General features: G+C 52.5%; 8 protein-coding genes. All 8 read left to right on the top strand.

Features of this window, described 5'->3' with window-relative positions:
- The first annotated feature begins 254 nt into the window (after positions 1–254).
- The 8 genes from secE (at position 255) to rpoC (ending at position 12345) form a co-directional block, all read left to right on the top strand.
- Positions 255–638: a preprotein translocase subunit SecE gene (secE, locus tag IM295_RS13505; RefSeq protein WP_003862342.1), complete on the top strand. Its 384-nt coding sequence runs from the start codon at positions 255–257 to the stop codon at positions 636–638.
- A 1-nt stretch (position 639) separates the two neighbouring features.
- Complete coding sequence (gene nusG / locus IM295_RS13510; RefSeq protein WP_003862341.1) at positions 640–1185, top strand: transcription termination/antitermination protein NusG; 546 nt, start codon at positions 640–642, stop codon at positions 1183–1185.
- 156 nt (positions 1186–1341) lie between these two features.
- Positions 1342–1770 (top strand): 50S ribosomal protein L11, encoded by a 429-nt coding sequence (rplK, locus tag IM295_RS13515; protein ID WP_008503452.1) that lies wholly within the window; start codon positions 1342–1344, stop codon positions 1768–1770.
- A 3-nt stretch (positions 1771–1773) separates the two neighbouring features.
- Positions 1774–2478: a 50S ribosomal protein L1 gene (rplA, locus tag IM295_RS13520; protein ID WP_006810530.1), complete on the top strand. Its 705-nt coding sequence runs from the start codon at positions 1774–1776 to the stop codon at positions 2476–2478.
- 289 nt (positions 2479–2767) lie between these two features.
- On the top strand, positions 2768–3265 hold the full coding sequence (rplJ, locus tag IM295_RS13525; RefSeq protein WP_003862338.1) for a 50S ribosomal protein L10: 498 nt from the start codon (positions 2768–2770) through the stop codon (positions 3263–3265).
- Between the two features lie 66 nt (positions 3266–3331).
- The gene (gene rplL, locus IM295_RS13530) at positions 3332–3697 is read left to right on the top strand and encodes a 50S ribosomal protein L7/L12 (protein WP_002445276.1); all 366 of its coding nucleotides are present in this window, start codon (positions 3332–3334) and stop codon (positions 3695–3697) included.
- Positions 3698–4016: 319 nt separating this feature from the next.
- Complete coding sequence (gene rpoB, locus IM295_RS13535) at positions 4017–8045, top strand: DNA-directed RNA polymerase subunit beta (protein ID WP_015569976.1); 4029 nt, start codon at positions 4017–4019, stop codon at positions 8043–8045.
- A gap of 76 nt (positions 8046–8121) precedes the next feature.
- Positions 8122–12345, top strand: coding sequence for a DNA-directed RNA polymerase subunit beta' (rpoC, locus tag IM295_RS13540; RefSeq protein WP_193066817.1), 4224 nt, complete (start codon positions 8122–8124; stop codon positions 12343–12345).
- Positions 12346–12380 lie beyond the last annotated feature (35 nt).

Genomic DNA, 12380 nt, shown 5'->3' on the forward strand with positions numbered 1-12380 from the left:
GGCGTTGTTGCTAAAGTTCTCGGCTAATCGCTGATAACATTTGACGCAATGCGCAATAAAAGGGCATCATTTGATGCCCTTTTTGCACGCTTTCACATCAGAACCTGGCTCATCAGTGATTAATTTTGTCATAATCATTGCTGAGACAGGCTCTGCGGAGAGCGTATAATACGAAAAGCGAATAGCATTTCGATTGGTTTGCCTCGCACTCGCGGGGTGAAAATGTTTGTAGAATACTTCTGACAGGTTGGTTTATGAGTGCGAATACCGAAGCTCAAGGGAGCGGGCGCGGCCTGGAAGCGATGAAATGGGTAGTTGTAGCCGTGCTGCTGATTGTGGCGATTGTCGGCAACTATCTTTATCGTGACATGATGCTGCCGCTACGCGCGCTTGCAGTGGTAATTCTGATTGCTGCGGCGGGTGGTGTCGCGCTGTTGACGACAAAAGGCAAAGCGACCGTTGCGTTTGCCCGCGAAGCGCGTACCGAAGTCCGCAAGGTCATTTGGCCGACTCGCCAGGAAACATTGCATACCACGCTGATCGTAGCGGCGGTAACCGCTGTAATGTCACTGATCCTGTGGGGACTGGATGGTATTCTGGTTCGCCTGGTATCCTTTATCACTGGCCTGAGGTTCTGAGATGTCTGAAGCCCCTAAAAAGCGCTGGTACGTCGTTCAGGCGTTTTCCGGTTTTGAAGGCCGCGTAGCAACGTCGCTGCGTGAGCATATCAAATTACACAACATGGAAGAGTTGTTTGGCGAAGTTATGGTTCCGACCGAAGAAGTGGTTGAGATCCGTGGCGGCCAGCGTCGCAAAAGCGAGCGCAAATTCTTCCCGGGTTACGTGCTGGTTCAGATGGTTATGAACGACGCGAGCTGGCACCTGGTGCGCAGCGTGCCGCGTGTGATGGGCTTTATCGGCGGCACGTCTGACCGTCCGGCGCCAATCAGCGACAAAGAAGTTGATGCGATTATGAACCGCCTGCAGCAGGTGGGTGATAAGCCGCGTCCGAAAACGCTGTTTGAACCGGGTGAAATGGTTCGTGTTAATGACGGTCCGTTTGCTGACTTTAATGGCGTGGTTGAAGAAGTGGACTATGAGAAGTCCCGCCTGAAAGTTTCTGTTTCTATCTTCGGTCGTGCGACCCCGGTAGAGCTGGACTTTGCCCAGGTAGAAAAAGCCTAAGCAGCGATCAAAAAAGCGACGATTTAATCGTTGCACAAGGCGCGGGATTGGAATACAATTTCGCGCCTTTTGTTTTTATGGGTCCCGGCCCGTAAAACGAATTTTATTCACGGGGAGCCTCCCTGAGGCGCTATTACCCAATCAGAGGATTTTAGAATGGCTAAGAAAGTACAAGCCTACGTCAAGCTGCAGGTTGCAGCTGGTATGGCGAACCCAAGTCCACCAGTTGGTCCAGCTCTGGGTCAGCAGGGTGTGAACATCATGGAATTCTGTAAAGCGTTCAACGCAAAAACTGAATCCCTGGAAAAAGGTCTGCCAATCCCAGTCGTAATCACTGTTTACGCTGACCGTTCTTTCACTTTCGTTACCAAAACCCCTCCAGCAGCAGTTCTGCTGAAGAAAGCGGCTGGTATCAAGTCTGGTTCCGGTAAACCGAACAAAGACAAAGTGGGTAAAATTTCCCGCGCTCAGCTGCAGGAAATCGCGCAGACCAAAGCTGCCGACATGACTGGTGCCGACATTGAAGCGATGACTCGCTCCATCGAAGGTACTGCACGTTCCATGGGCCTGGTAGTGGAGGACTAAGAAATGGCTAAACTGACCAAGCGCATGTCCGTGATCCGTGACAAAGTTGATGCGACCAAACAGTACGACATCAACGAAGCTATTGCTCTGCTGAAAGAACTGGCGACTGCTAAGTTCGTTGAAAGCGTTGACGTTGCCGTTAACCTGGGCATCGATGCTCGTAAATCCGATCAGAACGTTCGTGGCGCAACTGTACTGCCACACGGTACTGGCCGTTCCGTTCGCGTAGCTGTATTTGCTCAGGGTGCAAACGCTGAAGCTGCTAAAGCTGCCGGCGCTGAACTGGTAGGTATGGAAGATCTGGCTGATCAGATCAAGAAAGGCGAAATGAACTTTGACGTTGTTATTGCTTCTCCAGATGCAATGCGCGTTGTTGGCCAGCTGGGCCAGGTTCTGGGTCCACGCGGCCTGATGCCAAACCCGAAAGTGGGTACTGTAACCCCTAACGTTGCTGAAGCGGTTAAGAACGCTAAAGCAGGTCAGGTTCGTTACCGTAACGACAAAAACGGCATCATCCACACCACCATCGGTAAAGTGGACTTTGACGCTGACAAACTGAAAGAAAACCTGGAAGCTCTGCTGGTTGCGCTGAAAAAAGCTAAACCAACTCAGGCGAAAGGCGTGTACATCAAGAAAGTTAGCATCTCCACCACCATGGGTGCAGGTGTTGCAGTTGACCAGGCTGGCCTGAGCGCTGCTGCAAACTAATGCCTTTACGTGGGCGGTGATTTTGTCTACAATCTTACCCCCACGTTTGCTAACGAAAGTTAGCGGCTAAAAGATTTGTTCGTTGGAGCCTGGCCTATCCAGGCCTCCGTCGAAGACCGCAGGTGTTTCGCAAGAAACTTAATCCCCTGCGTAGACGGTGACAGAACGCTAAGATTATTTTTAATACTCTGGCTTGTTTCTGCTCACCGTATTAAGACGCTCTTCCCGTTGGGTTGAGTGAAGTGAGTTCCGGAACATGAGTTCCGGCAAACATCCAGGAGCAAAGCTAATGGCTTTAAATCTTCAAGACAAACAAGCGATTGTTGCTGAAGTCAGCGAAGTAGCCAAAGGCGCGCTGTCTGCAGTAGTTGCGGATTCCCGTGGCGTTACTGTAGACAAAATGACTGAACTGCGTAAAGCAGGTCGTGAAGCTGGCGTATACATGCGTGTTGTTCGTAACACCCTGCTGCGTCGCGTAGTTGAAGGTACTCAGTTCGAGTGCCTGAAAGACACGTTTGTTGGTCCGACCCTGATTGCATACTCTATGGAACACCCGGGCGCTGCTGCTCGTCTGTTCAAAGAGTTCGCGAAAGCGAATGCAAAATTTGAGGTCAAAGCTGCAGCCTTTGAAGGTGAGTTGATCCCGGCATCGCAAATCGATCGCCTGGCAACCCTGCCGACCTACGAAGAAGCAATTGCACGCCTGATGGCAACCATGAAAGAAGCTGCGGCTGGCAAACTGGTTCGCACTCTGGCTGCTGTACGCGATGCGAAAGAAGCTGCTTAATCGCAGTTATCTTTATAAAGCATTTGCTTACGTATAAACTTATTCTGATTTTCAGGAACAATTTAAATGTCTATCACTAAAGATCAAATCATTGAAGCAGTTGCAGCTATGTCCGTAATGGACGTTGTAGAGCTGGTATCTGCAATGGAAGAAAAATTCGGTGTTTCTGCTGCTGCTGCTGTAGCTGTAGCTGCTGGCCCGGCTGAAGCTGCTGAAGAAAAAACTGAATTCGACGTAATTCTGAAAGCTGCTGGCGCGAACAAAGTTGCTGTTATCAAAGCAGTACGTGGCGCAACTGGCCTGGGTCTGAAAGAAGCTAAAGACCTGGTAGAATCTGCTCCAGCTGCGCTGAAAGAAGGCGTGAGCAAAGACGACGCAGAAGCACTGAAAAAATCTCTGGAAGAAGCTGGCGCTGAAGTTGAAGTTAAATAAGCCAACTTTTCTGGTTGCAGCCTAAGTAATTAGGCTGATGGCTGGTGACTTTTTAGTCACCAGCCTTTTTGCGCTGTAAGGCATCAGTAGCATTTCACACTGTTTGACTGCTGATTGTCCTGACAATGCTTGTTTCTATCGACGACTTAATATACTGCGACAGGGTGCTCGCTCTGTGTAAATCGCAATGAAATGGTTTAAGCGTGATAGCAACAGGTATTGCGGAAAGTATTCAATTTTCCGGTCCACAAAATGGTGTTGCACAAACTGTCCCTTCGTCGGACAGATGGGTCGACTTGTCAGCGAGCTGAGGAACCCTATGGTTTACTCCTATACCGAGAAAAAACGTATTCGTAAGGATTTTGGTAAACGTCCACAAGTTCTGGACATTCCATATCTCCTTTCTATCCAGCTTGACTCGTTCCAGAAGTTTATCGAGCAAGATCCTGAAGGGCAGTACGGTCTGGAAGCAGCCTTCCGTTCCGTGTTCCCGATTCAGAGCTACAGCGGTAACTCCGAGCTGCAGTACGTCAGCTACCGCCTTGGCGAACCGGTGTTTGACGTTCAGGAATGTCAGATCCGTGGCGTGACCTATTCCGCACCGCTGCGCGTAAAACTGCGTCTGGTGATCTACGAGCGCGAAGCGCCGGAAGGCACCGTAAAAGACATTAAAGAACAAGAAGTCTACATGGGTGAGATTCCACTCATGACGGACAACGGTACTTTCGTTATCAACGGTACTGAGCGTGTTATCGTTTCCCAGCTGCATCGTAGCCCGGGCGTCTTCTTCGACAGCGATAAAGGTAAAACACACTCTTCCGGTAAAGTACTGTATAACGCACGCATCATTCCTTACCGTGGTTCATGGCTGGACTTCGAGTTCGATCCAAAAGACAACCTGTTTGTCCGTATCGACCGTCGTCGTAAACTGCCTGCAACCATCATTCTGCGTGCACTGAACTATACCACTGAGCAGATCCTGGACCTGTTCTTTGAGAAAGTGATCTTTGAAATCCGCGACAACAAGCTGCAGATGGAGCTGGTGCCGGAACGTCTGCGTGGTGAGACCGCGTCGTTCGACATCGAAGCCGACGGCAAAGTGTATGTGGAAAAAGGTCGCCGTATCACCGCGCGCCACATCCGCCAGCTGGAAAAAGATGATATCAAACACATCGAAGTTCCGGTTGAATACATTGCAGGAAAAGTAGCCGCGAAAGATTACGTTGATGAATCAACTGGCGAGCTGATCTGCCCGGCGAACATGGAGCTGAGCCTGGATCTGCTGGCTAAGCTGAGCCAGTCTGGCCACAAACGTATCGAAACGCTGTTCACCAACGATCTGGACCACGGTCCGTACATCTCTGAGACTGTACGCGTCGACCCAACCAACGATCGTCTGAGCGCGCTGGTAGAAATCTACCGCATGATGCGTCCTGGTGAGCCACCAACTCGCGAAGCGGCTGAAAGCCTGTTCGAGAACCTGTTCTTCTCCGAAGACCGCTACGATCTGTCCGCGGTAGGTCGTATGAAGTTCAACCGTTCTCTGCTGCGCGACGAGATCGAAGGTTCCGGTATCCTGAGCAAAGACGACATCATCGAAGTGATGAAGAAGCTCATCGATATCCGTAACGGTAAAGGCGAAGTGGACGATATCGACCACCTCGGCAACCGTCGTATCCGTTCCGTAGGCGAAATGGCGGAAAACCAGTTCCGCGTTGGCCTGGTACGTGTAGAGCGTGCGGTGAAAGAGCGTCTGTCTCTGGGCGATCTGGATACCCTGATGCCTCAGGATATGATCAACGCCAAGCCGATTTCTGCAGCAGTGAAAGAGTTCTTTGGTTCCAGCCAGCTGTCTCAGTTCATGGACCAGAACAACCCGCTGTCTGAGATCACGCACAAACGTCGTATCTCTGCACTCGGCCCAGGCGGTCTGACCCGTGAACGTGCAGGCTTTGAAGTTCGAGACGTACACCCGACTCACTACGGTCGCGTATGTCCAATTGAAACGCCTGAAGGTCCAAACATCGGTCTGATCAACTCCCTGTCCGTGTACGCACAGACAAACGAATACGGTTTCCTTGAGACCCCGTATCGTAAAGTGACCGACGGTGTGGTTACCGACGAAATTCATTACCTGTCTGCTATCGAAGAAGGCAACTACGTTATCGCTCAGGCGAACTCCAACCTGGATGACGAAGGCCACTTTGTAGAAGATCTGGTTACCTGCCGTAGCAAAGGCGAATCCAGCTTGTTCAGCCGCGACCAGGTTGACTACATGGACGTATCCACCCAGCAGGTGGTATCCGTCGGTGCGTCCCTGATCCCGTTCCTGGAACACGATGACGCCAACCGTGCATTGATGGGTGCGAACATGCAACGTCAGGCCGTTCCAACTCTGCGTGCTGATAAGCCGCTGGTTGGTACCGGTATGGAACGTGCTGTTGCCGTTGACTCCGGTGTTACTGCAGTTGCTAAGCGTGGCGGTACCGTTCAGTACGTTGACGCATCCCGTATCGTTATCAAAGTTAACGAAGACGAGATGTATCCGGGCGAAGCGGGTATCGACATCTACAACCTGACCAAATACACCCGTTCTAACCAGAACACCTGTATCAACCAGATGCCTTGCGTATCTCTGGGTGAGCCAGTTGAGCGCGGCGACGTGCTGGCAGACGGTCCGTCCACCGACCTCGGTGAACTGGCGCTCGGTCAGAACATGCGCGTAGCGTTCATGCCGTGGAACGGTTACAACTTCGAAGACTCCATCCTCGTCTCCGAGCGTGTGGTTCAGGAAGATCGTTTCACCACCATCCACATTCAGGAACTGGCCTGTGTGTCCCGTGACACCAAGCTGGGGCCAGAAGAGATCACTGCCGACATCCCTAACGTGGGTGAAGCTGCGCTCTCCAAGCTGGATGAATCCGGTATTGTTTACATCGGTGCGGAAGTGACCGGCGGCGATATTCTGGTAGGTAAGGTGACGCCGAAAGGTGAAACCCAGCTGACCCCAGAAGAGAAACTGCTGCGTGCTATCTTCGGTGAGAAAGCGTCTGACGTTAAAGACTCTTCTCTGCGCGTACCAAACGGTGTTTCCGGTACGGTTATCGACGTTCAGGTCTTCACTCGTGATGGCGTTGAGAAAGATAAGCGTGCGCTGGAAATCGAAGAGATGCAGCTCAAACAGGCTAAGAAAGACCTGTCTGAAGAACTGCAGATCCTCGAAGCAGGTCTGTTCAGCCGTATCTATGCGGTGCTGGTTGCCGGTGGCGTTGAAGCTGAGAAGCTCGACAAACTGCCACGCGATCGCTGGCTGGAACTCGGCCTGACCGACGAAGAGAAACAAAATCAGCTGGAACAGCTGGCTGAGCAGTATGACGAACTGAAACACGAGTTCGAGAAAAAACTCGAAGCGAAACGCCGTAAAATCACTCAGGGCGACGATCTGGCACCAGGCGTGCTGAAGATTGTTAAGGTGTATCTGGCCGTTAAACGACAGATCCAGCCTGGTGATAAGATGGCAGGTCGTCACGGTAACAAGGGTGTTATCTCTAAGATCAACCCGATCGAAGATATGCCGCACGATGCTAACGGTACGCCGGTAGATATCGTACTGAACCCACTGGGCGTACCGTCTCGTATGAACATTGGTCAGATCCTGGAAACTCACCTGGGTATGGCTGCGAAAGGTATTGGCGACAAGATTAACGCCATGCTGAAACAGCAGCAGGAAGTCGCGAAACTGCGCGAATTCATCCAGCGTGCCTACGATCTGGGTACCGACGTGCGTCAGAAAGTCGACCTGAACACCTTCAGCGATGAAGAAGTGCTGCGTCTGGCAGAGAACCTGCGCAAAGGTATGCCAATTGCAACGCCGGTATTCGACGGTGCAAAAGAAGCTGAAATTAAAGAGCTGCTGCAACTGGGTGGTCTGCCAACGTCTGGTCAGATTACGCTGTTTGACGGCCGTACCGGTGAACAGTTCGAACGTCCGGTAACCGTAGGTTACATGTACATGCTGAAACTGAACCACCTGGTCGACGACAAGATGCACGCTCGTTCTACCGGTTCTTACAGCCTGGTTACTCAGCAGCCGCTGGGTGGTAAGGCACAGTTCGGTGGTCAGCGCTTCGGGGAGATGGAAGTGTGGGCGCTGGAAGCATACGGCGCGGCATACACCCTGCAGGAAATGCTCACCGTTAAGTCTGATGACGTTAACGGTCGTACCAAGATGTATAAAAACATCGTGGACGGCAACCATCAGATGGAACCAGGCATGCCAGAATCCTTCAACGTACTGTTGAAAGAGATTCGTTCGCTGGGTATCAACATCGAACTGGAAGACGAGTAATTCTCGCTCAAACAGGTCACTGGTGCCGGGTTAACCCCCGGCACCGGATTGTGCTAACTCCGACGGGAGCAAATCCGTGAAAGATTTATTAAAGTTTCTGAAAGCGCAGACTAAAACCGAAGAGTTTGATGCGATCAAAATTGCTCTGGCTTCGCCAGACATGATCCGTTCATGGTCTTTCGGTGAAGTTAAAAAGCCGGAAACCATCAACTACCGTACGTTCAAACCTGAGCGTGACGGCCTTTTCTGTGCGCGTATTTTCGGGCCAGTAAAAGACTACGAGTGCCTGTGCGGTAAGTACAAGCGCCTGAAACACCGCGGTGTGATCTGTGAGAAGTGCGGCGTTGAAGTGACCCAGACCAAAGTACGCCGTGAGCGTATGGGCCACATCGAGCTGGCGTCTCCGACTGCTCACATCTGGTTCCTGAAATCTCTGCCGTCCCGTATCGGTCTGCTGCTGGATATGCCGCTGCGCGATATCGAACGTGTTCTGTACTTCGAATCTTATGTAGTTATCGAAGGCGGGATGACGAACCTGGAACGTCACCAGATCCTGACTGAAGAGCAGTATCTGGACGCGCTGGAAGAGTTCGGTGACGAATTCGACGCGAAGATGGGTGCGGAAGCTATTCAGGCCCTGCTTAAGAGCATGGATCTGGAGCAGGAGTGCGAGCAGCTGCGTGAAGAGCTGAACGAAACCAACTCCGAAACCAAGCGTAAAAAGCTGACCAAGCGTATCAAACTGCTGGAAGCGTTCGTTCAGTCTGGTAACAAACCAGAGTGGATGATCCTGACCGTTCTGCCGGTTCTGCCGCCAGATCTGCGTCCGCTGGTTCCGCTGGATGGTGGTCGTTTCGCAACGTCCGATCTGAACGATCTGTATCGTCGCGTTATCAACCGTAACAACCGTCTGAAACGTCTGCTGGATCTGGCTGCGCCGGACATCATCGTACGCAACGAAAAACGTATGCTGCAGGAAGCGGTAGATGCCCTGCTGGATAACGGTCGTCGCGGTCGTGCGATCACCGGTTCTAACAAGCGTCCTCTGAAATCTTTGGCCGACATGATCAAAGGTAAGCAGGGTCGTTTCCGTCAGAACCTGCTCGGTAAGCGTGTTGACTACTCCGGTCGTTCTGTAATCACCGTAGGTCCATACCTGCGTCTGCATCAGTGCGGTCTGCCGAAGAAAATGGCATTGGAGCTGTTCAAACCGTTCATCTACGGCAAGCTGGAGCTGCGTGGCCTGGCCACCACCATCAAAGCCGCTAAGAAAATGGTTGAGCGTGAAGAAGCTGTCGTTTGGGATATCCTGGACGAAGTTATCCGCGAACACCCGGTACTGCTGAACCGTGCACCAACCCTGCACCGTCTGGGTATCCAGGCATTTGAGCCAGTCCTGATCGAAGGTAAAGCTATCCAGCTGCACCCGCTGGTTTGTGCGGCCTATAACGCCGACTTCGATGGTGACCAGATGGCTGTTCACGTACCGCTGACGCTGGAAGCCCAGCTTGAAGCGCGTGCGCTAATGATGTCTACCAACAACATCCTGTCTCCAGCGAACGGTGAACCAATTATCGTTCCTTCTCAGGACGTTGTATTGGGTCTGTACTACATGACCCGTGACTGTGTTAACGCCAAAGGCGAAGGCATGGTGCTGACTGGCCCTAAAGAAGCTGAGCGTATTTATCGCGCTGGCCTGGCCTCTCTGCATGCGCGCGTTAAAGTGCGTATCACCGAATACGAAAAAGATGCAAACGGCGAATTCGTTGCGAAGACCAGCCTGAAAGACACGACCATTGGCCGTGCCATTCTGTGGATGATCGTACCGAAAGGTCTGCCTTTCTCCATCGTCAACCAGGCGCTGGGCAAGAAAGCGATCTCCAAAATGCTGAACACCTGTTACCGCATTCTGGGTCTGAAGCCGACCGTTATCTTCGCTGACCAGACTATGTACACCGGCTTTGCTTATGCAGCGCGTTCAGGTGCATCTGTTGGTATCGATGACATGGTCATCCCAGAGAAGAAACACGAGATCATCTCTGAAGCGGAAGCTGAAGTTGCTGAGATCCAGGAGCAGTTCCAGTCTGGTCTGGTAACCGCGGGCGAACGCTACAACAAAGTTATCGATATCTGGGCAGCGGCGAACGATCGTGTATCCAAAGCGATGATGGATAACCTGCAAACCGAAACCGTGATTAACCGTGACGGCCTCGAAGAGCAGCAGGTTTCCTTCAACAGCATCTACATGATGGCCGACTCCGGTGCGCGTGGTTCTGCAGCACAGATTCGTCAGCTGGCAGGTATGCGTGGTCTGATGGCGAAGCCAGATGGCTCCATCATCGAAACGCCAATCACCGCGAACTTCCGTGAAGGTCTGAACGTACTCCAGTACTTCATCTCCACGCACGGTGCGCGTAAAGGTCTGGCGGATACCGCACTGAAGACAGCGAACTCCGGTTATCTGACGCGTCGTCTGGTTGACGTTGCGCAGGATCTGGTTGTGACCGAAGACGATTGTGGCACCCTCGAAGGTATCACCATGACCCCGGTTATCGAGGGTGGTGATGTTAAAGAGCCGCTGCGCGATCGCGTACTGGGTCGTGTGACCGCGGAAGACATTCTGAAGCCGGGCACCGCAGACATTCTGGTTCCACGCAACACCCTACTGCACGAACAGTGGTGTGACCTGCTGGAAGCGAACTCTGTTGACTCTGTGAAAGTGCGTTCCGTTGTATCCTGTGACACCGACTTTGGTGTGTGTGCACACTGCTACGGTCGTGACCTGGCGCGTGGCCACATCATCAACAAAGGTGAAGCCATCGGCGTTATCGCGGCACAGTCCATCGGTGAGCCGGGTACACAGCTGACGATGCGTACGTTCCACATCGGTGGTGCGGCATCTCGTGCGGCTGCTGAATCCAGCATTCAGGTGAAAAACAAAGGTAGCATCAAGCTCAGCAACGCGAAGTCTGTTGTTAACTCCGCAGGCAAGCTGGTTGTGACCTCTCGTAACACCGAGCTGAAGCTGATCGACGAATTCGGTCGTACCAAAGAGAGCTATAAAGTGCCTTACGGTGCGGTTATGGCGAAAGGTGATGGCGAGCAGGTTGCCGGCGGTGAAACCGTTGCAAACTGGGATCCACACACCATGCCGGTTATCACCGAAGTAAGTGGTTTCATCCGCTTTACTGACATGATCGACGGCCAGACCATTACTCGTCAGACCGACGAGCTGACCGGTCTGTCTTCTCTGGTGGTTCTGGATTCTGCTGAACGTACTACCGGCGGTAAAGATCTGCGTCCTGCACTGAAAATCGTTGATGCTCAGGGTAACGACGTTCTGATCCCGGGTACCGATATGCCTGCGCAGTACTTCCTGCCAGGTAAAGCGATTGTACAGCTGGAAGATGGCGTACAGATCAGCTCTGGTGACACCCTGGCGCGTATTCCTCAGGAATCCGGCGGTACCAAGGACATCACCGGTGGTCTGCCACGCGTTGCGGACCTGTTCGAAGCTCGTCGTCCGAAAGAGCCTGCAATCCTGGCTGAAATCAGCGGGATCATCTCCTTCGGTAAAGAGACTAAAGGTAAGCGCCGTCTGGTTATCACACCAGTAGATGGCAGCGAGCCGTACGAAGAGATGATTCCTAAGTGGCGTCAGCTCAACGTGTTCGAAGGCGAACGTGTAGAACGTGGTGACGTGGTTTCCGACGGTCCAGAAGCGCCGCACGACATCCTGCGTCTGCGTGGTGTGCATGCTGTTACTCGTTACATTGTTAACGAAGTACAGGACGTATACCGCCTGCAGGGCGTTAAGATTAACGATAAGCACATCGAAGTTATCGTTCGTCAGATGCTGCGTAAAGCAACCATCGAAAACGCGGGCAGCTCCGACTTCCTGGAAGGCGAGCAGGTTGAATACTCACGCGTTAAGATCGCTAACCGCGATCTGGAAGCGAACGGCAAAATCGGTGCGACCTTCGCACGCGATCTGCTGGGTATCACCAAAGCGTCTCTGGCAACCGAGTCCTTCATCTCCGCAGCATCGTTCCAGGAAACGACTCGTGTCCTGACCGAAGCCGCTGTTGCTGGTAAACGTGATGAACTGCGCGGTCTGAAAGAGAACGTCATCGTGGGTCGTCTGATCCCTGCTGGTACCGGTTATGCGTACCATCAGGATCGTATGCGTCGTCGCGCAGCGGGCGAACTGCCAGCAGCACCGCAGGTTACTGCTGAAGATGCATCCGCGAGCCTGGCAGAACTGCTGAACGCAGGTCTGGGCGGTTCCGACAACGAGTAATCGTTGATGCCGTAAATAAAAAACCCGCCTCGGCG

The sequence above is a fragment of the Enterobacter cloacae complex sp. P14RS genome (genome assembly GCF_014895895.1).
In the GTDB taxonomy this organism is placed as follows: domain Bacteria; phylum Pseudomonadota; class Gammaproteobacteria; order Enterobacterales; family Enterobacteriaceae; genus Enterobacter; species Enterobacter bugandensis.